This window comes from Streptomyces sp. SBT349, assembly GCF_001083795.1.
GTDB lineage: Bacteria > Actinomycetota > Actinomycetes > Streptomycetales > Streptomycetaceae > Streptomyces.
The window spans coordinates 1-19,807 of sequence record NZ_LAVK01000124.1; the positions used below are offsets into that span (position 1 = coordinate 1).

The 19,807-nt window shown below is 73.2% G+C and carries 20 protein-coding genes and 1 pseudogene; 7 read left to right on the forward strand and 14 right to left on the reverse strand.

The window, feature by feature from the left end; translation table 11 throughout:
• Positions 1-700, reverse strand: a pseudogene (locus ADY01_RS16995) (sigma-70 family RNA polymerase sigma factor); the annotation flags it as partial.
• A gap of 128 nt (positions 701-828) precedes the next feature.
• On the opposite strand from ADY01_RS16995, the gene radA reads away from it, so the two are divergent.
• Together radA and disA are read left to right on the forward strand one after the other, a co-directional pair.
• Complete coding sequence (gene radA / locus ADY01_RS17000) at positions 829-2,226, forward strand: DNA repair protein RadA (RefSeq protein WP_049573606.1); 1,398 nt, start codon at positions 829-831, stop codon at positions 2,224-2,226.
• Positions 2,227-2,269: 43 nt separating this feature from the next.
• On the forward strand, positions 2,270-3,394 hold the full coding sequence (gene disA / locus ADY01_RS17005) for a DNA integrity scanning diadenylate cyclase DisA (protein WP_049573609.1): 1,125 nt from the start codon (positions 2,270-2,272) through the stop codon (positions 3,392-3,394).
• A 31-nt stretch (positions 3,395-3,425) separates the two neighbouring features.
• Here disA and ADY01_RS39140 read toward each other — a convergent pair whose 3' ends face one another.
• The gene (locus tag ADY01_RS39140) at positions 3,426-4,232 is read right to left on the reverse strand and encodes a hypothetical protein (RefSeq protein WP_049573613.1); all 807 of its coding nucleotides are present in this window, start codon (positions 4,230-4,232) and stop codon (positions 3,426-3,428) included.
• 134 nt (positions 4,233-4,366) lie between these two features.
• Between ADY01_RS39140 and ADY01_RS17015 the strand changes: the two genes are divergently transcribed.
• Complete coding sequence (locus ADY01_RS17015; RefSeq protein ID WP_049573616.1) at positions 4,367-5,287, forward strand: A/G-specific adenine glycosylase; 921 nt, start codon at positions 4,367-4,369, stop codon at positions 5,285-5,287.
• On the opposite strand, the gene ADY01_RS17020 is transcribed toward ADY01_RS17015, so the two are convergent.
• Complete coding sequence (locus ADY01_RS17020; protein ID WP_049573619.1) at positions 5,260-5,937, reverse strand: NADPH-dependent F420 reductase; 678 nt, start codon at positions 5,935-5,937, stop codon at positions 5,260-5,262. The genes ADY01_RS17015 and ADY01_RS17020 overlap by 28 nt on opposite strands.
• 170 nt (positions 5,938-6,107) lie before the next feature.
• On the opposite strand from ADY01_RS17020, the gene ADY01_RS17025 reads away from it, so the two are divergent.
• Complete coding sequence (locus ADY01_RS17025; RefSeq protein ID WP_078900366.1) at positions 6,108-6,542, forward strand: winged helix-turn-helix transcriptional regulator; 435 nt, start codon at positions 6,108-6,110, stop codon at positions 6,540-6,542.
• Here ADY01_RS17025 and ADY01_RS17030 read toward each other — a convergent pair.
• Positions 6,490-6,924, reverse strand: a complete 435-nt coding sequence (locus ADY01_RS17030) for a GNAT family N-acetyltransferase (RefSeq protein WP_049573622.1) — start codon at positions 6,922-6,924, stop codon at positions 6,490-6,492. The two genes, ADY01_RS17025 and ADY01_RS17030, sit on opposite strands and share 53 nt — an antisense overlap.
• A gap of 404 nt (positions 6,925-7,328) precedes the next feature.
• Here ADY01_RS17030 and ADY01_RS17035 point away from each other — a divergent pair, with 404 nt between their 5' ends.
• Both ADY01_RS17035 and ADY01_RS17040 read left to right on the forward strand, forming a co-directional pair.
• On the forward strand, positions 7,329-8,213 hold the full coding sequence (locus tag ADY01_RS17035; RefSeq protein ID WP_049573625.1) for a helix-turn-helix transcriptional regulator: 885 nt from the start codon (positions 7,329-7,331) through the stop codon (positions 8,211-8,213).
• Positions 8,214-8,311: 98 nt separating this feature from the next.
• Entirely contained in the window at positions 8,312-8,689 is a 378-nt protein-coding gene (locus tag ADY01_RS17040) for a nuclear transport factor 2 family protein (protein ID WP_049573629.1), read from the forward strand.
• Here ADY01_RS17040 and ADY01_RS17045 read toward each other — a convergent pair.
• The 5 genes from ADY01_RS17045 to ADY01_RS17065 form a co-directional block, all read right to left on the reverse strand.
• The gene (locus tag ADY01_RS17045) at positions 8,659-9,270 is read right to left on the reverse strand and encodes an isochorismatase family protein (RefSeq protein ID WP_234320267.1); all 612 of its coding nucleotides are present in this window, start codon (positions 9,268-9,270) and stop codon (positions 8,659-8,661) included. The two genes, ADY01_RS17040 and ADY01_RS17045, sit on opposite strands and share 31 nt — an antisense overlap.
• On the reverse strand, positions 9,240-10,085 hold the full coding sequence (locus ADY01_RS17050) for an alpha/beta hydrolase family protein (protein WP_053170936.1): 846 nt from the start codon (positions 10,083-10,085) through the stop codon (positions 9,240-9,242). The genes ADY01_RS17045 and ADY01_RS17050 overlap by 31 nt, the downstream gene beginning before the upstream one ends.
• Before the next feature lie 83 nt (positions 10,086-10,168).
• On the reverse strand, positions 10,169-10,573 hold the full coding sequence (locus ADY01_RS17055) for a YunG family protein (RefSeq protein WP_049573632.1): 405 nt from the start codon (positions 10,571-10,573) through the stop codon (positions 10,169-10,171).
• 16 nt (positions 10,574-10,589) lie between these two features.
• On the reverse strand, positions 10,590-11,177 hold the full coding sequence (locus ADY01_RS17060; RefSeq protein WP_049573634.1) for a DNA-3-methyladenine glycosylase I: 588 nt from the start codon (positions 11,175-11,177) through the stop codon (positions 10,590-10,592).
• A gap of 35 nt (positions 11,178-11,212) precedes the next feature.
• Positions 11,213-11,512 carry a hypothetical protein gene (locus ADY01_RS17065; protein WP_324613040.1) on the reverse strand — a complete coding sequence of 100 codons (300 nt, stop codon included), beginning with the start codon at positions 11,510-11,512 and terminating at the stop codon, positions 11,213-11,215.
• 44 nt (positions 11,513-11,556) lie between these two features.
• Between ADY01_RS17065 and ADY01_RS17070 the strand changes: the two genes are divergently transcribed.
• On the forward strand, positions 11,557-14,682 hold the full coding sequence (locus tag ADY01_RS17070; protein ID WP_107081752.1) for an NACHT domain-containing protein: 3,126 nt from the start codon (positions 11,557-11,559) through the stop codon (positions 14,680-14,682).
• Between the two features lie 103 nt (positions 14,683-14,785).
• Here the strand turns inward: ADY01_RS17070 and ADY01_RS17075 are convergent, their stop codons facing one another.
• From ADY01_RS17075 to ADY01_RS17095, 5 genes are all read right to left on the reverse strand, one after another.
• Positions 14,786-17,308: an ATP-dependent Clp protease ATP-binding subunit gene (locus ADY01_RS17075; protein ID WP_049573637.1), complete on the reverse strand. Its 2,523-nt coding sequence runs from the start codon at positions 17,306-17,308 to the stop codon at positions 14,786-14,788.
• A gap of 588 nt (positions 17,309-17,896) precedes the next feature.
• Complete coding sequence (locus ADY01_RS17080; protein ID WP_049573639.1) at positions 17,897-18,244, reverse strand: histone-like nucleoid-structuring protein Lsr2; 348 nt, start codon at positions 18,242-18,244, stop codon at positions 17,897-17,899.
• 162 nt (positions 18,245-18,406) lie between these two features.
• Entirely contained in the window at positions 18,407-18,925 is a 519-nt protein-coding gene (locus tag ADY01_RS17085; protein WP_049573641.1) for an amino-acid N-acetyltransferase, read from the reverse strand.
• Between the two features lie 9 nt (positions 18,926-18,934).
• The gene (locus ADY01_RS17090; protein ID WP_078900368.1) at positions 18,935-19,345 is read right to left on the reverse strand and encodes a BlaI/MecI/CopY family transcriptional regulator; all 411 of its coding nucleotides are present in this window, start codon (positions 19,343-19,345) and stop codon (positions 18,935-18,937) included.
• A gap of 66 nt (positions 19,346-19,411) precedes the next feature.
• Positions 19,412-19,594, reverse strand: a complete 183-nt coding sequence (locus ADY01_RS17095; protein WP_049573645.1) for a hypothetical protein — start codon at positions 19,592-19,594, stop codon at positions 19,412-19,414.
• Positions 19,595-19,807 lie beyond the last annotated feature (213 nt).

Sequence of the window (19,807 nt, forward strand, 5' to 3'; positions counted from 1 at the left end):
AGCCGACCTCCACCGTGGCGCGCCGGGCGATCAGCCGGCAGGAGGGGCACTCGTCCACGTGACGCAGCAGCTCGCGGCGGAGCCCCGGCCCGAGCAGCAGCCCGCGGTCGTCGCCCGACAGCGCCGCGGCGGCCGGGCAGCCGGCGGCCTCCACGGCGGCCAGCGCGGCGCGGGTGCGGTCCACCTCGCGGGCGGCGGCCGTCACCAGGGCGTGCGTGGCCTGGCCGGACAGCCGCAGCACGCGGGCGACCTCGCGCTCCGGCAGCTGGTGACGGACGGTCAGCTCCAGCGCCTCGCGCTGCTCGGCCGTGGTGCCCGCCGCCTCGGGCCAGGCCAGAGCTGCCAGCTCGCGACGGCGCCGGTCGTCGTCGGCCGCGGTGCGCGGCGTGGCCGCACGGGCGTGGCGCTTGGCGGCGGCCAGGCGGCGCAGGCAGGCCCAGCGGGCGAGCGCGTAGAGCCAGGGCCGCAGCAGCGCGGGGTCGGCGGGGCGCCGGCCGCGCTCGTGCCGCCGCTCGGCCAGCGCCAGCGCCTCGCCGAGCGCGGCGGTGGCCGCGTCGTGCTCGCACATGAGGGACAGGCAGTAGGTGAACAGCCCGTCGAGATAGGCGTCGTCGTACGCGCCCGGCCGCTGGGGGGTGGTGGCGGATCCGGGCGAGGCGCGAGGGACGGACGGTGCTGATCGTTCGCGGCTGCGGGTCATCACTGGGTGACGTTAGGCGCCTCGCGGCGCGTTCCACGGCCGGCGGGGCGAGGTTCCTCCTAACGGGTGACGACTGGCGCACGGGCGTGGGACGTTGACTGTCAGCGGGCGGCGGTAGCGTTCCGGACATGGCCCGTAAAGCAGACCGTCCCGCGTATCGGTGCTCCGAGTGCGGCTGGACCACAGGCAAGTGGCTCGGCCGCTGTCCCGAGTGCCAGGCATGGGGCACCGTCGAGGAGATGGGCGGAACGCCCGCGGTGCGCACCGCGCCCGCCGTCCGCGTCGCCACGCCCGCGGTACCGATCGGGCAGGTCGACGGCATGGCGGTGGCGGCGCGCGGCACCGGCGTGCCCGAGCTCGACCGGGTGCTGGGCGGCGGCCTCGTGCCGGGGGCCGTGGTGCTGCTGGCCGGGGAGCCGGGCGTGGGCAAGTCCACGCTGCTGCTGGACGTGGCGGCCAAGGCGGCGTCCGAGTCGCATCGGACGCTCTATGTGACGGGCGAGGAGTCGGCGGGCCAGGTGCGGATGCGGGCGGATCGCATCGGCGCCATCCACGACCACCTGTATCTGGCGGCCGAGACCGATCTGGGGTCGGTGCTGGGGCAGTTGGACGCGGTGAAGCCCGCCCTGCTGGTGCTGGACTCGGTGCAGACGGTCGCCTCGGCGGAGGTGGACGGGGCGCCCGGCGGGGTGGCGCAGGTGCGGGAGGTGGCCGGGGCGCTGATCAGGGCGTCCAAGGAGCGGGGGATGTCCACGATGCTGGTCGGGCACGTCACCAAGGACGGCGCGATCGCGGGGCCGCGGCTGCTGGAGCACCTGGTGGACGTGGTACTCCAGTTCGAGGGGGACCGGCACGCCAGGCTGCGGCTGGTGCGCGGCCTGAAGAACCGGTACGGGGCCACGGACGAGGTGGGCTGCTTCGAGCTGCACGACGAGGGGATCACGTCGCTGGCCGACCCCTCCGGGCTGTTCCTCACGCGCCGCGACGAGCCGGTGCCCGGCACCTGCCTCACGGTCACCCTGGAGGGTCGCAGGCCCCTGGTCGCCGAGGTCCAGTCGCTCACGGTGGCCAGCCAGATCCCGTCCCCCCGGCGCACCACCTCCGGCCTGGAGACCTCGCGGGTGTCGATGATGCTGGCCGTGCTGGAGCAGCGCGGCCAGATATCGGCTCTGGGGAAGAACGACATCTACACCGCGACCGTGGGCGGTGTGCGGCTCTCCGAGCCCGCGGCCGACCTGGCCGTGGCCCTCGCGCTGGCCAGCGCGGCGAGCGACACCCCGCTCCCGCAGAACCTGGTGGCGATCGGCGAGGTGGGCCTGGCCGGGGAGGTGCGGCGGGTCACCGGCGTGCAGCGGCGGCTCGCCGAGGCGGCGCGCCTCGGCTTCACGCAGGCGCTCGTGCCCGCGGACTCCGGCGAGAGGCCGCCGGGCATGCGGGTGCGTGAGGTCGCGGATATCGGGGAGGCGCTGAGGGTACTTCCCGCCCGCGGCGCGGAGCCCGGCGGGCGCCAGGAGGTGCGCCGGTAGACTCGTCGCTACCCAAGCGCACGTTCGTCCTCCGGAGGATTGCATGGCAGCCAGCGACCGGCCGGCGAGCACCGGCAGGGCCGGGGGCGGCTCCGGCGCGGACGGGCTGCTGCGCGCGACGCTGAGCGCCGTCGCCCCGGGGACCCAGCTCCGCGACGGCCTGGAGCGGATCCTCCGGGGGAACACGGGCGGTCTCATCGTGCTCGGCGTGGACCGCACGGTCGAGTCGCTCTGCACGGGCGGCTTCGTGCTGGACGTGGAGTTCACCGCGACGCGGCTGCGGGAGCTGTGCAAGCTCGACGGCGCGGTCATCGTGGACCGGGACATCTCGCAGATCGTGCGGGCGGGCGTCCAGCTGGTGCCCGACCCCAGCATCCCGACCGAGGAGACCGGCACCCGGCACCGCACGGCGCAGCGGGTCTCCATCCAGACCGGCTTCCCCGTCGTCTCGGTCAGCCAGTCGATGCGGCTGGTCGCGCTCTACGTGGACGGGCAGCGCCGCGTTCTCGAGGACTCGGGCGCCATCCTTTCCCGGGCGAACCAGGCGCTCGCGACCCTGGAGCGGTACAAGCTGCGCCTCGACGAGGTGACGGGCACGCTCTCGGCGCTGGAGATCGAGGACCTGGTCACCGTGCGGGACGTGGCGGCGGTCGCGCAGCGCCTGGAGATGGTGCGGCGGATCGCGGCGGAGATCGCGGGCTATGTGGTGGAGCTGGGCACGGACGGGCGCCTGCTGTCGCTCCAGCTGGACGAGCTGATCGCCGGGGTGGAGCCGGAGCGGCAGCTGGTCGTCAGGGACTACCTGCCGGAGTCGGTCGGCAAGCGGTCCCGGAAGGTGGGCACGGCGCTGGCGGAGCTCGACGGGCTCGGCCACGCGGAGCTGCTGGAACTGACGCTGGTGGCGCGGGCGCTGGGCTACAGCACGGCCCCCGAGACGCTCGACACGGGGGTCTCACCGCGCGGCTTCCGGCTGCTGGCGAAGGTACCGCGGCTGCCCGGCCTGGTCATCGACCGCCTGGTGGACCACTTCGGCGGCCTCCAGAAGCTGCTGGCGGCCAGCGTGGACGACCTCCAGGCGGTGGACGGGGTCGGCGAGAACCGGGCCCGCTCCGTGCGCGAGGGCCTCTCGCGGCTGGCGGAGTCCTCGATCCTGGAGCGCTACGTCTGAACCGGGACACCCGCCCCCGTGGGCGGACCGGCTAGTCGTCGTCCAGCACGAACGAGATCTGCATGACCGGGTGGCCCGTCAGCCGCGCCTTGGCCACATAGGTCCCGGCGGCGGCGGCCTGTCCCGGGGCTCCGCCGCAGTCGGCGTCCGAGTGGCGTCGTTCCCAGGTCAGCGCGTGGGTCACCGTGCCGTCGGCCTCGACCACCACCGGGTCGGACCCGCCGCCCTCCGGGCAGGCGTCGGAGGTCCACACCTCGCTGTCCGACTCGTCCGCCACGGTGACGGTCAGCTCCTCGTGGCCGAAGTCGAGGCGGCAGGCGGCGTTCGACGCGTTCTGCGCGGTGAGCCGGATCTCGGGCTCCTCGCCCGCCGCGTACTCGTTGGCGTCGGTGCGCAGCGAGAGGGTCACCGCGGACGTGGCGCACACCGGGACGCCCGCCGGGTCGAGTCCGCCCTGGCCGCCCGCTCCGTTCTCGCCGCCGTTCTCGCCGCCGTCCGAGGAGCCGTCCGCCGCGCCCTCGCCGCCCTCCGTGTCCCCTCCGCCGTCCTCGCCGCTCCCGCCGTCCTCGCCGGTCGCGTCGTCGCCCGGCGGGTCGTCCCGGCCGCCCGGCCGCTCGTCGATCAGCGACTCGGAGGGGGTCGGCCCCGGGGTGATGGACTCGGCGGGCCCGCCCTCGCCGTCGTCCGGGGGCGAGGCGCTGTCCTCACCGCCTCCGCCGGGTCGCAGCGCCCAGATGACGAGGAGGGCCACCAGCGCGACCAGCAGCAGCAGAACACCCCGTCGACGCCAGTAGATCGACGACGGCAGAGGCCCGACCGGAGTGCGCAGAGATCCCACGCGGAAACCTTACGAGACTTCCGTCACCCCGTAGAGCCCCAGCCCCCGCTTGGCAGGGCACCGTTGGGTATCAACACGCGCGGAGCGCGGGCCGCTTTGTGCCGTGCCCCCGCCGTGCCAGGATCGCCTTTGCCATGACTGCGACGACTGCGACGACAGCAACGAGTACGACGCCGCCCACCGCCCTGCACTCCCCGGTTATCGACTGGTTCGCCCAGCATGCCCGCGACCTGCCCTGGCGTCGCCCCGAAGCGGGCGCCTGGGGGGTCATGGTCAGCGAGTTCATGCTCCAGCAGACACCCGTCAGCCGCGTGCTGCCGGTCTACGAGGAGTGGCTGCGCCGCTGGCCGCGCCCGGCCGACCTGGCCACGGAACCCGCCGGTGAGGCCGTGCGCGCCTGGGGGCGCCTCGGCTATCCGCGCCGGGCCCTGCGCCTGCACAGCGCCGCCGCCGCCATAGCGGAACGGCACGGCGGCGAGGTGCCGACGGACCATCACCAGCTGCTGGCCCTCCCGGGCATCGGCGAGTACACCGCCGCGGCGGTGGCCTCGTTCGCCTACGGGCAGCGGCACGCGGTCCTCGACACCAATGTGAGGCGGGTGTTCGCCCGGGTGGTCAGCGGCACCGAGTACCCGCCGAACGCCACCACCGCCGCCGAACGGAAGCTCGCCAGGATGCTCCTGCCCGAGGAGCCGGCGGTCGCCGCCCGCTGGGCCGCGGCCACGATGGAGCTGGGCGCGCTGCTGTGCACCGCGCGCGGCCCGGAGTGCGGGCGCTGCCCGATCGCGGACCTGTGCGCCTGGCGCCAGGCCGGTTCCCCGGCCCACGAGGGGCCGCCGCGCCGAGGCCAGACCTACGCCGGAACGGACCGCCAGGTGCGGGGCAGGCTGCTCGCCGTGCTCCGCGAGGCGGCGGGACCGGCGGAGCGCGCGGTGCTCGACCGGGTGTGGCACGACCCGGAGCAGCGGATCAGGGCACTGAACGGCCTGGTCGGGGACGGTCTCGCGGAGCGGCTTCCCGACGGCCGTTACCGGCTGCCCGGCACCGGGGGCTGACCGCCGTCCTCGATGCCGGCGTGGCTCAGCGGGGGCAGCGCCGACCTCGCGTCGGCGCCCTCGCCGAGCCACAGGCCGATGGCCAAGGCCGCGGTCGCCTCCAGCAGCGGGGCCCGTTCGAGTGGGCCGCCGGGCAGCGGGACGCAGCCCAGGTCGGCGATCAGGGTGCGCACGGCGGCCAGTGCCCCCGGGTCGTCACCGCAGAGCGGCACTCCCAGCGGGACCCCGTCGAACACGGGCGGGGTCAGCCGCCACACGTCCACGTGGCAGAGGTTGAACGCCTTCACCACATGCGCGCCGGGCGTCGCCTCGGCGATCAGCTCGGCCATGGGCGCGCCGAGCGTGAAACGTCCGGGAACGATCGCGTTGGTGCAGTCGATCAGCGTGCGCCCGCGCAACGCGCCCTCGCGCGCGCCCGCCGCCTCCAGCACCTCGACCGCGGCCTCGGCGTGCACCGCGACCAGCACGGCCTCGCCGAACGCCGCGGCCTCGGCGAATCCGCCGCTCGTCGCGCCGGGACCGAGCCGCCCGGCCAGGGCGGCGCCCTTCTCCGGGTGCCGCGCGCCGATCATCACCTCGTGTCCCTGCCCCGCCCACCGGGTGGTGAGCGCCTCCGCCATGCTGCCCGCGCCGAGCGTGCCGATCCTCATGCCGCCGTCCCTTCGTCTCCGTGATGTCGCGGCGCCGTGCTGCCGCGGCGCCGTGGTGTCCTCCGCGACCGTAGGGAATCCGAAGGGCACCATTCGGTGTGCGACGCGGCGACCTGCGAGGCTGGAACGGGTGACGCCGCGGCCGTGTGGCGCGGCGGAGAGGAGGCGGAATGCCCGAGTTCGTGGCCGACTGCCGGGCGCGGGTGGCGTTGGACCTGCTGGGCAACACGTGGAACGGCGTGGTGCTCTGGTCGCTGCGGCACGGCCCCTGCCGCCCGCGCGAGCTGCGCGGGCGCATCGGCGGGATCAGCGCCAAGGTCCTGAACGAGACGCTGCGGCGGCTCGAGCGGGACGGTCTTGTGGCGCACCGCCGGTTCCGCGAGGCGCCGCCGCGGGTCGAGTACGCGCTGACGCCGCTGGGGCGCACGCTGCTGCCGCCGCTGGAGGCGTTCGGGGAGTGGGCGTTCCGGCACGGGGACGCGGTGACGGCGGCGCGGGAGGGCGAGGAGCCGGCCGAGGGCCCTGCCGAGCTCCCGCCCGCGGTCCCGCCCGTCAGCGGCCGGCGCCGAACTCCCACGCCGGGATGGTCACCGCGCCCTCGGTGACGCCGCCGGCCGAGCGGTAGGTGGCGAGCGCGGCGTCGTTGTCCGCGTCGACCGCCACCCACATCCCCCAGCAGCCGCGCGCCCTGGCGGTGTCGGCCAGGGCCTCGACCAGGCTCCGGCCGATGCCGCGCAGCCGGTGCGTCTCGGCGACGCCCAGCTCGTAGAGGAACATCTCGGTCCCCTTGTCGGGGTGGGTCATCTCGACCCCCGTCACCATGCCGACGGGCTCGCCGTCGTCCTTCGCGTAGGCGATGAACAGGTGGTGGCCGGGGGCGTCGAGGAACCGCTCCGCCCACTCCACTCGCGGGGGCCCGTCGAACAGCGCCTCGGCGGCGACCACGTCGGCCACCTCCGTCACCCGTCGTATCTCGGCTGCGGACATGGGGCCAGCCTAGAACCGCGCGGGATCCGCCCTCGCCGGGGTCCGGCCACAGGGCCCGGAACGCGGCGGACGCCGTCGGCGGGCTCACCGCGAACATCACGCTCATCTCGTCGGCCACCGCCGCCTGCCGGCCGACGGCCGGCAGCTCGGCGCGGTACTCCTCGGGCGTCAGCTCCACGGAGGCGATGGTTCGCCCGGCAGCCCGTGCCATCGTGGCCACGACCTCGACGTCCACGAAACGGCGCGTGCCCGCCGCCACCGCGGCCTTCACAAAGGGGCCGCCACGCGCCGCCGTTCCCGGCACCCATGACGTCCTCTGTCACGAATTCCGGTGTCGTGCGGGGGCGGGACCCGATCCCGTGGCCGACCGTCCCGGCTTCCCGTGCGCCCGTACGGTGGAAACCATGGATCCTTTCGACGACCTGCTGCGCGGCGTGCGGGCCGACGGCGCCCTGCTCGACCTCGCCCGGCCGACGCCGTCCGGCGCGGCTCCGCTCGGGGAGGGCGCCTCGCTGACGTTATGCGCCCCGCTGCGCGGCGAGACGCGGGTGGCCGACCGGCGCGTGCGCCCGGGCGAGGCGGCGATCGTGCGCGGACCCGAGCCGTTCCGCGCCGTGGGCGACGGCGTGCTGCTGACCGGCGTCTACCGCGTGCGGGGCGAGGTGCCGGGACGGCTGCTCCGGGTGCTGCCCCGGGTGGTGGTCGTGCCAGACGAGCACGACTGCGCGGGCCTGCTCGGCTATCTGGAGGCCCAGGTCGCCGCCGGCCGCCCGGGGCGGCAGGTGGTGCTCGACCGGCTGCTCGACTGGCTGCTGGTGTGCTCGCTGCGCGACTGGTTCGACCGCCCCGGGTCAAAGGCGCCCGGCTGGTACGCGGCGCTGGCGGACGAGGTGGTGGGCCCCGCGCTGCGGGCGATGCACGCCGCCCCGGCCGAGCCGTGGACGCTCGCCTCGCTGGCCGCCGAGGGGAGGGTGTCGCGGACGACCTTCGCGAAGCGGTTCCCGCAGCTGGTCGGTGAGGCGCCCCTCGCGTATCTGACGGGCTGGCGGATGGCGCTGGCCGCCGACATGCTGACGGACCAGCCCGCCACCACGGTGGCCACGGTCGCCCGGCGGGTGGGCTACGCCGACCCGTTCGGCTTCAGCGCGGCGTTCAAGCGCGTGATGGGCGCGAGCCCGTCCGCATACCGGACGCGGGCCTGGCCCACCGCGGGAACCACGCCGACCACGCCGCCTTCCCCGGTCCCGGCACAGCGTGGCGGACGTCCCACCGCCGCGCGCAACGGGTGACCTGGCTGCCGCCTGGGCACCCCCGGCCGTCGTCGAGGCGACCGCGCCTGAGGAGAATGACCGGAAGACGAACAGCCGAACGAGGGGCGAGGCCGGTCATGAGCGTTCTGCGGCGTTACATCGACGCCTGGGCACGGCACGACGTGGCCGGGGTGCTGAGCACGCTGACGGACGACTGCGTCGTCGTGGAGAGCCACGGCCCGGTCTACCGGGGTCACGACCGGGTGCGGGCGTGGATGCGCGCCTGGTTCGGCGCGGGGGGCACGGTGGACAGCTGGGAGATCACCTCGCAGGCGTCGGCCGGGGAGGTCCTGGTGGCCGAGTGGGTCTTCTCGTGCACCTGGGAGGGGAAGCCGGCCACCTTCGACGGCGCGACCGTCGCGGTCCTCGACGCGCGTCGGGGCCGGATCGCCCGGCTGCGCGAGTACGCGACCACCGCGCCGCTCTACGAGTGGTCCGGGGTCTGGCGGGAGTGAGCCCCCTCCACGCCGCGGAACGCCACGGACCGCGCCGCGGCGACCAGCTCGGCCCGGTCGCCCAGCGCGTGCTCCGCGACGCGCGACACCACCTCGGACGGGATGTCGCCGAGGGCGTAGGTGCCGTGGGCATCGCGCGGGAGCACGACGCCGAGTCCCCTGGCCAGCGCCGTGCGCGCCGTGGCGCTGACGCACATCTCGGAGAGCACCCCGACGATCGCCACGCGCCGCACCCCGTGCCGTTCGAGCAGCGCACCCAGCGGTGTCCCGTCGAAGGCGTCGTCCTCCGCCTTGCGGACGACGGCCTCCCCGTCCCGGGGCAGGACCAGCTGCCAGCCCTCGGTGCCCGGCTCGTCCACGGCGCCCCGCGGCCCGTCGTTCTGGATGTGGACGACGAGCGCCCCCTCCGCGCGGGCCCTGGCGTGCAGCGCGGCGATGGCAGCGGCCAGCGCGCCGGCGCCGGGGACGGCCTCGGGCCCGGTCACGAAGCCCCGCTGGAGGTCCACGACGAGCAGCGCGTCGACGGGGGCGGGCGCCCCGCCCCCGGGCGTCAGCCCGCCCTCAGATGGCGGGTGAACCACCCGGTCACCTCCTTGTCCACGACCGTCGCCAGCGGCAGCTGCGGCGCCGGCTCGACGCCCGGCCGCTCGGCCAGGGGGTGGTCGAGGCCGGGCACGGACACCAGCCGGACGTGCGCGGGGTCCGCGTACCGCTCGCCCAGCGCGGCGACGAGGTCCGCGGCGTCCCGCCGCAGCCTGGGGTCGTCCAGCTCCCCGCTGACCACCAGCAGGGGCGGCTGCGGGTCGCGGGCCGCGATCTCCCCGGCCCGTGCCACGAAGTCGAGCCGGTCGGCCGCCTCCTCGGCCGCGTCGCTCCAGGCGTAGGGCTGCCCGAGGGTCTCCTCCGTGAGCGCCATCACGGTGCGGACCCTGATCCCCGCGTTGACGAGTGCGACCGCCGCCACCGGGAGCCGGCCCCCGGCCAGCAGGCGCAGGGCGACCGCGCCCCCGTACGAGGCGCCGATCAGGCCGAGGGGGCCGTCGTCCACCGGCAGGCGCCGGCGCAGCGCGGCCAGCACCCCGGGGAACTCGTCGGCGGCCTGCCTGGCCATCGGGTCGAGGCAGGCCATGAGCATGTCCTCGCGGGCCTTGTCCCACAGGGCGTCCTGCCCGCCGGGCAGCGACCGCTCGGCGCACCACGGCAACCCGAGGTGCACCCGCCACGCGTGCACCCCGGTCAGCGGCAGCGCCGCGGCGAACGCCGCGTGCGTGCGCGGCGCGTCCAGCATGTGCCAGGTCACCACCAGCGGCGCCCGGCCCTCGTCCCCCGCCGCGGGCGGCAGCGCCGTGAACGGCACCCCCGCGGCCTCACCCGTGATCGCGTTCCCCAGCGTCATGGCGTCACCGTAGACCGGGGCGCCGCGCGGGTGCCCCGGGATCTGCCAGGGGCAGAGGCCACCCGCCCCGGGCACCGGCTCCGTCAGGCCGCCACGGGCAGCGGGCCCAGGCTGGCCGCGACCCGCTCCCTCAGCAGCTCGTACTCCGCCCAGCGGCGCGTCGAGGGCCCCCGAGGACGCCTGACCACGCGCGCGCCCGTGACGACCTGACCCATCCGGAACTGATCCCGGGTCAGGTCGATGTCTATGCCGCTCGCCAGCCGGTTCCACCAGTGGAATCCGGCCCGCTCGCCCCGGAGCGACACCTCGCCCACCACCAGGTTGCCGCCGAAGATGTCGTGCACCACGAGGGCGGTGATGTCGCAGTGGCCCCAGGCCGGGTTCTCCGGGGTCCAGGGCGCCCGCAGCAGGTCGTCGGGCGAGCAGGTGTCGGCGGCCCAGCCGGTGCGCAGGGCGGCGGCGATCTCGGTCAGGGTCCAGGGCGCCATCGGCACACGCCTCCCGTCACCGGCCGGTGCGGACGAAGCAGTCCGCCAGGTGGTCGTCGACCAGGCCGCACGCCTGCATCAGGGCATAGGCGGTGGTGGGGCCGACGAACCTGAACCCCCGTTTCTTGAGCGCCTTGGACAGCGCCACCGACTCGGGGGTGGTGGCCTGTATGTCGCCGAGGCCGCGCGGCACCACATGGGCGCCGGGCTCCGGGGCGTGTGACCAGATCAGCTCCGTCAGCTCGCCCTCGGCCCAGCCGGCGGCGGCCCGCGCGTTGCTGATGGCGGCCTCGATCTTCAGGCGGTTCCGAATGATGCCCGCGTCGCCCAGCAGGCGCGCGACGTCCTCCTCGGTGAACGCCGCCACCTTCTCGATGCTGAACCCGGCGAACGCGGCGCGAAAGCCCTCCCTGCGGCGCAGGATCGTCAGCCAGGAGAGCCCCGACTGGAACGCCTCGAGGGACAGCCGCTCGAACAGCGCGTCATCCCCGCGCACCGGCCGCCCCCACTCGGTGTCGTGGTACTCGCGGTAGTCGTCAGGCGCCACCCCCCAGGGGCAGCGCGGCAGCCCGTCGGGCCCGGCCACGGTCAGCGTCGTCTCCATGGACCCGAGTCTGCCGGAGGGGTCTGACAATTCCCTCAGACGTCCACCGGCTCGGAGGGCACCTCGCGCAGGTAGAGGGCGCCGCAGGTGTGGCAGAACGGCTCCCGCGTCCGCCCCCACGCCGTGTCGGGCCGCGACTCGGCGTCCGGCCGCAGCTCGCGCCCGCACATCGCCACGTTCCCGTCCCCGCGCACCATGTGCCACGTCTTCACGGCGTCCGGCGGATCGTCCTTGTACTCGGCCCGCACCACATGCCGCATGGCCACCACGCCTCCGCTCTCTTCCGTACTCGTCCGTACTCGTCCGTACTCGCCGCTCTCCTCGCTCCCTTCCATCGTCACCCCGCCCCCGTCCCCCGGCCACCGATACGCTTCGGCGCATGGATGGCGTAGGGGGCGTGGGGCTCCGGCTGGCGTCGAGTGCGGTCGCCCCGCTGGTCAAGAGGCTCTTCCGGCAGGACGGCCCGGGGGCGGGGCTGGTGGACAGGCCGGTGCGGATATCGGCGCTGGTGTCGTTCGGGGCCGAGACGTCGACGCTCGTCCCGAAGGACCTCGCCAAGCTGGCCCGCGAGCTGATCGAACGGGCCGCCGAGGCCGGTCACCCCCTGCCCGCGGGCGAGCGGAAGCGGGTCGCCGACGCGCTGATCGCGACGCTGAACGGCCTGGGCGACCTCACCATGGACGACGTCCAGGCAGTCCGGCTCGGCCACACGGCACTCGCCGAACGGCTGGGCTCCCGCCGGCTCGACATCTCGCTCTCGCTCGACGCCTGGGAGTTCCACGACGCCCTGCTGGACGCCGTCTGCCTCCACATCCTCAACTTCTTCACCCGGCGCTCCACCTTCGTCGCCCGCACCCTGGTCGAGCAGAGCCGCGCGCTCGACGCGCTGATCCGCACCACCGACCTGATCGTCGAGCGCGTTCCGGACCAGTCGGCCGAGGACGCCGCCTTCGAACGCCGCTACGCCACGTTCGTCGCCCACGAGCACGGCCGCCTCACCGTCTACGGCCTCGACCTCCGCCAGGAGAGGATCTGGCCGCTGGACGACGCCTACCTCAGCCTGGAGACCCGCCACGAGGAGGCCGCTCCCCCGCGGCGCGCCGAGCGCGCCCTCAGCGGCCGAAGGCGCGTCCTTCTGCGCGGCGCGGCGGGCTCCGGCAAGACGACGCTGGTCCAGTGGCTCGCCGTCTCCACCGCCCGCCCGACGGCGCGCGACGGCCTCACCCACCTCGCGGGGCGCGTCCCGTTCGTCCTGCCGATGCGCACCCTCACCCGCGACCGCAGGCCGCTCCCCGACCCGGAGGGGTTCCTCGCCGCCGTGGACTGCCCCCTCGCCGCGGGGCAGCCGGACCGGTGGCCCGACCGCGTGCTGGCGGCCGGGCGCGGGCTGCTGCTCGTGGACGGCATCGACGAGATCCCGGAGGACGAACGGCACCAGGCCCGCCGCTGGCTGAGCCGCCTCGCCGCCGCCTACCCGGACAACCTCTGGGTCGTCACCGCGCGCCCCTCGGCCGTCACCCGGGACTGGCTGGACGGGGAGAACTTCACCGAGCTCTCCCTCCTGCCCATGGGCCAGCAGGACGTCCAGACGTTCGTCCACCGCTGGCACCTGGCGGTCGGGGCCCCGGCGGAGAACGGCGAGACGCTTCTCGCCCTGATCCGCGCCCGCGGCGACCTCAGCGCCCTGGCGACCAACCCGCTGATGTGCGCCCTCATCTGCGCCCTCCACCGGGAGCGCAACGGCCACCTCCCGCGCGGGCGCAAGGCGCTGTACGACGCCGCGCTGTCGGTGCTTCTCGAACGGCGCGACCGCGAGCGCCCCGACCCGCCGCGCGGCGGGATACCGCTCGACGCCGAGACGCAGATCTCGCTGCTCCAGAAGCTCGCCTACTGGCTGATCACCAACGGCCGCTCCGAGATGACCACCGACCTGGCCACCACCCTGATCGGCAGGGCGCTGCCCGCCCTCCACGAGGGCGACCGCCTCGGCCCGCCCGCCGCCGTGCTGCGCCATCTGATCGAGCGCTCCGGCGTGCTGCGCGAGCCCATGGACGGCGTGATCGACTTCGTTCACCGCACCTTCCAGGACTATCTGGGCGCCCGCGAGATCGTCGAGTGGCAGCACTTCCCGGCCCTGGTCGAGAAGGCCCACGAGGACCAGTGGGAGGACGTCGTCCGGATGGCCGTGGCCCACGCCGGGCCGGTCCAGCGCGCCGAGATCCTGACCGCTCTGGTCGCGCGCGCGGACCGGCACCCGGAGTACCGGGTCCGTGTGCTGCTGCTGGCCATGGCCTGCCTGGAGCACGCCACCCAGCTGGACCCCGGGATCCGCGACTCCGTGGTCGCCAGGACGCGGCGCTTCATCCCCCCGCGCGTCTACGACGAGGCGTGCGTGCTGACGGACGCCGGCGCGGTGACGCTCGGGCTGCTCCCCGGCCCCGGCGGGCTGAGCGAGGAGGAGGCCCAGGCGGTCGTCACCGCCGCCACGCGCCAGCCGGGCGAGGCCGCGCTGACCACCCTGCGGGCGTTCCGCGACCACCCCTCGGCGGTGGTCCAGCACCGGCTCGCGAGCAGCTGGTACCGGTTCGACACGGAGCGGTACTTCTCCGAGGTCATCGCCCACCTCCCGCGCGACGGAGAGGCCGTCTTCCCGGCCACCACACGGCGGGAGCTGGAGCTGCTGAGCACGCTGGACGGCCTCACGCGGGTCAACGTGCGCGGCCCGTTCACCGAGGAGGAGATCGTCTCCGCCCTGGCCGGGAAGCCGATCACCTCGCTCCAGCTCCGCGACTGCCCGACGGTCGGGGACATCGGCTTCCTTCTGCGGCTGGACGCTCTCGACTCGCTCGTGATCGACACCTGCCCGGCCATCACCGACCTCTCCCCCCTCGCGGGGACCTCGCTGCGCCGTCTCGGCCTCTACGGCGACGACGTCTCCTGCCGCCTGCCCGCCATAGCGGCGCTGACCGCGCTGGAGAGGCTCACCATCGGCGAGGAGATGGAGATGGAGTCCCTGGACGAGCTGCCGGGCGGCGCCCCCCTGACCGAGCTCAGCCTGCCCGTCCGCCCTCCGGACCTGACCTCGATCGGGAACTGGCCCACGCTGACGTTCCTCGCCACCCACAGCGCGCGCCGGCCGCTGACGGCGGAGGAGTGGCGGGCCGTGGCGGGGCTGCCGTCGCTCGGCAGCGTCCTCCTCACCACGCGGTCCGTCGACAGCCTGGCCCTCGCCGGGCTCTCCCTGCCGCGCGTGAAACGCTCCTGGCTCTTTCCGCCCAACCACCGCACCAACCAGGAGGCGCCCTTCGGACGCGGTGACCTCCGGCGGCTCGTCCGGGCCTTCCCCGGCCTGGTCTCCCTGACGCTCACCCGGGACGCCACCGACTTCCACCCGCTCACCGGGCTGCCCGGGCTGCGGGAGCTGCACCTCACGAAGCTGCCCGCCACCGCCCCGGCGCTGCCCGACCGTGTCCGGGTCGTCACCCCGGTCGAGCCCCGCTACTGAACGGCGACGGCGACGGCAACGGCAACGGCGACGGCCCCGGGCACGCGAACGCCCCCGCGGTCGACCCGCGGGGGCGTCCAGCCGTTCGACGGTGGTGCCGCCGTTACTCCTTGGCCAGGTTCGGACCGCCCTTGGCGGCCTGCTCCACCGGGGGGGCGTCCGGGAGCGAGGACTTCTCCTCGCCGCGGAAGGTGAAGGACTTCTCCTTCCCCTCGCCCTCGGTGTCCACGACCACGATGTGGCCGGGGCGCAGCTCGCCGAAGAGGATCTTCTCCGACAGCACGTCCTCGATCTCCCGCTGAATGGTCCTGCGCAGCGGCCGGGCGCCGAGCACGGGGTCGTACCCGCGCTTGGCGAGCAGCTGCTTGGCGTCCGTGCTGAGCTCGATCGCCATGTCACGGTCCTTCAGCCGGTCGTCCACCTGGGCGACCATCAGGTCGACGATCTTGATGATGTCTTCCTGGGTCAGCTGGTGGAAGACCACCGTGTCGTCGACGCGGTTCAGGAACTCCGGGCGGAAGTGCTGCTTCAGCTCGTCGTTGACCTTGGCCTTCATGCGCTCGTACCCGGTGGCCACGTCGCCCGCCACCGCGAAGCCCATGTTGAAGCCCTTGGAGATGTCCCGGGTGCCGAGGTTCGTCGTCATGATGATGACGGTGTTCTTGAAGTCCACGACCCGGCCCTGGGAGTCGGTCAGGCGACCGTCCTCCAGGATCTGGAGCAGCGAGTTGAAGATGTCCGGGTGGGCCTTCTCCACCTCGTCGAACAGGACGACGGAGAACGGCTTCCTGCGCACCTTCTCGGTGAGCTGGCCGCCCTCCTCGTACCCCACGTATCCGGGCGGGGAGCCGAAGAGCCGGGAGACCGTGTGCTTCTCGCCGAACTCCGACATGTCGAGGGAGATCAGCGCGTCCTCGTCACCGAAGAGGAACTCCGCCAGCGTCTTGGACAGCTCGGTCTTGCCGACGCCCGAGGGCCCGGCGAAGATGAACGATCCGCCCGGACGCTTCGGGTCCTTCAGGCCCGCCCTGGTGCGGCGGATGGCCTGCGAGAGCGCCTTGATGGCGTCCTCCTGCCCGATGACGCGCTTGTGGAGCTCGTCCTCCATGCGCAGCAGCCGCGAGGACTCCTCCTCGGTCAGCTTGAAGACCGGGATGCCCGTGGAGGCGGCCAGGACCTCGGCGATGAGCTCCTCGTCCACCTCGGCGACGACGTCCATGTCGCCGGACTTCCACTCCTTCTCACGCTGGGCCTTCGCCGTGAGAAGCTGCTTCTCGTTGTCGCGGAGCGAGGCCGCCTTCTCGAAGTCCTGCGAGTCGATCGCGGACTCCTTCTCGCGGCGCACGCCGGCGATCTTCTCGTCGAACTCGCGCAGGTCCGGCGGCGCGGTCATCCGGCGGATCCGCATCCGCGAGCCCGCCTCGTCGATGAGGTCGATCGCCTTGTCCGGCAGGAAGCGGTCCGAGATGTACCGGTCGGCCAGCTGCGCGGCGGCGACCAGCGCGGAGTCGGTGATGGAGACGCGGTGGTGCGCCTCGTACCGGTCGCGCAGACCCTTCAGGATCTCGATCGTGTGCGGCAGGGACGGCTCCGCGACCTGGATGGGCTGGAAGCGGCGCTCGAGGGCCGCGTCCTTCTCCAGGTACTTGCGGTACTCGTCCAGCGTCGTGGCACCGATGGTCTGGAGCTCGCCGCGGGCCAGCATCGGCTTCAGGATGCTGGCGGCGTCGATCGCGCCCTCGGCGGCGCCCGCGCCCACCAGCGTGTGCAGCTCGTCGATGAACAGGATGATGTCGCCGCGGGTGCGGATCTCCTTGAGCACCTTCTTCAGGCGCTCCTCGAAGTCACCGCGGTACCGGGAGCCGGCGACCAGGGCGCCGAGGTCCAGGGTGTAGAGGTGCTTGTCCTTGAGGGTCTCGGGCACCTCGCCCTTGACGATCGCCTGGGCCAGGCCCTCGACGACGGCCGTCTTGCCGACGCCGGGCTCGCCGATGAGCACCGGGTTGTTCTTGGTCCGGCGGGACAGCACCTGCATGACCCGCTCGATCTCCTTCTCGCGCCCGATGACCGGGTCGAGCTTGGATTCGCGGGCCGCCTGGGTGAGGTTGCGGCCGAACTGGTCCAGCACCAGGGAGGTGGAAGGGGTGCCCTCGGCGGGCGCGCCCGCGGTGGCCGCCTCCTTGCCGCCGGAGTAACCGGAGAGCAGCTGGATGACCTGCTGCCGCACCCGGTTCAGATCGGCGCCCAGCTTCACCAGGACCTGGGCGGCGACGCCCTCGCCCTCGCGGATCAGGCCGAGCAGGATGTGCTCGGTGCCGATGTAGTTGTGGCCGAGCTGGAGGGCCTCGCGGAGCGAGAGCTCCAGCACCTTCTTGGCCCGGGGGGTGAAGGGGATGTGGCCGGACGGGGCCTGCTGGCCCTGGCCGATGATCTCCTCGACCTGCTGGCGAACCGCCTCAAGCGAGATCCCGAGGCTCTCCAGGGCCTTAGCGGCGACACCCTCACCCTCGTGGATCAGGCCCAGGAGGATGTGCTCGGTGCCGATGTAGTTGTGGTTGAGCATCCGGGCTTCTTCCTGAGCCAGGACGACAACCCGCCGCGCGCGGTCGGTGAACCTCTCGAACATCGTTAATCGCTCCTCAGAGCGGTCAGGCAGTAAAGGGGTCGGTCCCCTCCCTGTCCTTCCGCAGCTTAGTCCCGCAACGGGGGACCGCTCATTCCGACTGTGGGCTCCTGTCCCCGGCGCCGTGCCCCGAACAGGCGACAACAGTTCCAACCCGATGGTGCGAGACGATGTTCCCGCAGGCCCGCGCTCTGGCACCTCGGATGGCTACGCCGTCGGCGAACGCCTCCGGGCGAGACACCCGGCCCCACCACCACCGCCCCCCAATCCACGAGCGACCCATCATCTGTAAGAACTGCCTACCCCTCCAGGCTGACACTCCATGCCGTACCAGCCACGGACATCCGCTACAGGCGAACGCGATCACGCCATGCGAGCGGGCGCCGACAGGGCGTAACTCTTCCGTACGGAAGCGGGTCACCCACTGCATGACACTCGTGATCACCGCGACCGGGGCGCGCGCGGGCGGCCTGCGCGCCTTCCGGATACACCTCGGGGGGCCGCCTACCGCTGCGGCCCCCCTGACAGGGACGCGTACCACCCGTCGCGTCCGGCTCGCCGGACATCATCCCTCCGGTGAGCTGCGCGACGTCAGACGCCCGCCTTCTCGTAAGCCTCTCGAATGTTGGCGGGAACACGGCCCCGGTCATTGACCTCGTATCCGTTCTCCTTCGCCCAGGCGCGGATTTTGGCGGTGTCCTGGCTGCCGCCGGTACCACCGCCCGCCGCCGCGGCGCGGGCGCGCCCCCTGGCCGCCCTGCCGCCACCGGCGCGACGGCCGGCCTTGACATAGGGCTCCAGCGCGTCGCGGAGCTTGTCCGCGTTTTCGGAGTTGAGGTCGATCTCGTAAGTCTTCCCGTCGAGCGCGAACGTTACGGTCTCGTCCGCCTCACCACCGCTGAGGTCATCGAGGAGAAGGACCTGAACCTTCTGTGCCACCGGGCTACTCCCCATTCATAGTCGACGAATACCAATGAGTGTGTACTGCGGTGTAATCAAACCGCCATAGCCGGGAAAACACAAACCCCGGGAGCCCCATTACGTGGCGATCGTTAAGGACCGATGGGACGATTCGGACATAACAACCACCAGTTGCGTCAATCAGAGTTGGAGCAGCATCCGACTGTTACCCAAAGTGTTGGGCTTCACCCGTTCCAGACCCAGGAACTCCGCGACTCCCTCGTCATAGGAACGCAGCAGCTCGCTGTACACATCGCCATCCACGGGGGCGTCACCGATCTCACGGAACCCGTGTCTGGTGAAGAACTCAACTTCGAAGGTCAGACAGAAAATTCGCCGCACACCCAGCCACCGGGCGGTGCGCAGCAACTTCCCGAGGACCTGATGCCCCACTCCCCGCCCCCTCATCTGGGGGTCAACGGCCAGGGTGCGCACCTCGGCGAGGTCTTCCCACATCACGTGGAGGGCGCCACAGGCCACGACGCGCGCGTCGTGGTCCCGCTCGGCCACCCAGAACTCCTGAATGTCCTCGTAAAGCGTCACGGTCGCCTTGTCGAGCAGGATCCGGTCCCGGGAGTAGACCTCGATGAGGCCGCGCACCGAGGGGACATCTGTAGTCCTGGCGCGGCGGACAGTAACTTCGGTTGAGGTTTCCGGCACAGGCGGAGGCTATCGTTGCGGGCGATCACCTTGGTCTTCGGGGGCGGCGACCTGTACTCCGGTGACATCGACGACACGGAGCGCGTCCCGCAATGCCTCGGCCTGCTCGGTCGACATCATGCCGAAGAAAGCGACGAGGGCGGCGGCGGGGTTGTCGCTCTCCGACCAAGCGTCATTCATCAATGCCGCAGAGTACGCGGCCCGTGTCGAGATGGCCTCATAGCGATAGGCCCGGCCCTCCTGGTCGCGCCGGACCCAGCCCTTCTGATGCAGGTTGTCCAGGACGGTCATCACCGTCGTATAGGCGATCGAACGCCGCTGCCGCAGGTCTTCGAGAACTTCCCGCACGGTGACGGGACGGTTCCACTCCCATACGCGGCTCATCACCGCGTCTTCAAGCTCTCCCAATGGACGGGGCACAGGAGGAACAATAACCGCGCCGCGACAAAACGGGCGGGTGTGGCGTTTGGTACGAGGCGTCCGCGCTCAGACGGCGCTGTCCGCGCGGTTCTCGCCGTTTCCGGCCGCGCGGGCCGCGAACGCGGCGTCGACGGCGGCGTCCTCCTTGTACTTGTTCGCGCCACCCTGGGACTTGATGATCGTCACGATCAGCCAGGCGAACCCCGCGGCCATGACGGCGGGGGGGAAGAGTGCGGCGATGTAGTCCACTGCGATCGGCCTCCTAGGACGTGCTCGGGTGAGCCGGCCCCTCAGACTACCGACACCCTACCGACCGCCCTGCGCCGCGCCGCCCCCGCTCCTCTCGCCGCGGGAGGAGCCCTCTTCACCCTGGCCCCGGTCGCTCCCGCCGCCCCGGTCCTCCGGGCCGCGCGGCTGGCCGCCCGGGGGCGGGGTGGGGCGCTTGCGGTGCGGCTGTCTCTT

What these genes read in the sequence shown, in the direction of transcription:
- ADY01_RS17025 (WP_078900366.1), top strand. Translation starts at nt 6,108, where the DNA reads ATGCCCGAGTTCGTGGCCGACTGCCGGGCGCGGGTGGCGTTGGACCTG.
- ADY01_RS17020 (WP_049573619.1), bottom strand. Translation starts at nt 5,937, where the DNA reads ATGAGGATCGGCACGCTCGGCGCGGGCAGCATGGCGGAGGCGCTCACC.
- ADY01_RS17055 (WP_049573632.1), bottom strand. Translation starts at nt 10,573, where the DNA reads ATGGCGCCCTGGACCCTGACCGAGATCGCCGCCGCCCTGCGCACCGGC.
- ADY01_RS17065 (WP_324613040.1), bottom strand. Translation starts at nt 11,512, where the DNA reads ATGGAAGGGAGCGAGGAGAGCGGCGAGTACGGACGAGTACGGACGAGT.
- ADY01_RS17060 (WP_049573634.1), bottom strand. Translation starts at nt 11,177, where the DNA reads ATGGAGACGACGCTGACCGTGGCCGGGCCCGACGGGCTGCCGCGCTGC.
- ADY01_RS17070 (WP_107081752.1), top strand. Translation starts at nt 11,557, where the DNA reads ATGGATGGCGTAGGGGGCGTGGGGCTCCGGCTGGCGTCGAGTGCGGTC.
- ADY01_RS17040 (WP_049573629.1), top strand. Translation starts at nt 8,312, where the DNA reads ATGAGCGTTCTGCGGCGTTACATCGACGCCTGGGCACGGCACGACGTG.
- ADY01_RS17035 (WP_049573625.1), top strand. Translation starts at nt 7,329, where the DNA reads ATGGATCCTTTCGACGACCTGCTGCGCGGCGTGCGGGCCGACGGCGCC.
- ADY01_RS17050 (WP_053170936.1), bottom strand. Translation starts at nt 10,085, where the DNA reads ATGACGCTGGGGAACGCGATCACGGGTGAGGCCGCGGGGGTGCCGTTC.
- disA (WP_049573609.1), top strand. Translation starts at nt 2,270, where the DNA reads ATGGCAGCCAGCGACCGGCCGGCGAGCACCGGCAGGGCCGGGGGCGGC.
- ADY01_RS17075 (WP_049573637.1), bottom strand. Translation starts at nt 17,308, where the DNA reads ATGTTCGAGAGGTTCACCGACCGCGCGCGGCGGGTTGTCGTCCTGGCT.
- ADY01_RS17015 (WP_049573616.1), top strand. Translation starts at nt 4,367, where the DNA reads ATGACTGCGACGACTGCGACGACAGCAACGAGTACGACGCCGCCCACC.
- radA (WP_049573606.1), top strand. Translation starts at nt 829, where the DNA reads ATGGCCCGTAAAGCAGACCGTCCCGCGTATCGGTGCTCCGAGTGCGGC.
- ADY01_RS17030 (WP_049573622.1), bottom strand. Translation starts at nt 6,924, where the DNA reads ATGTCCGCAGCCGAGATACGACGGGTGACGGAGGTGGCCGACGTGGTC.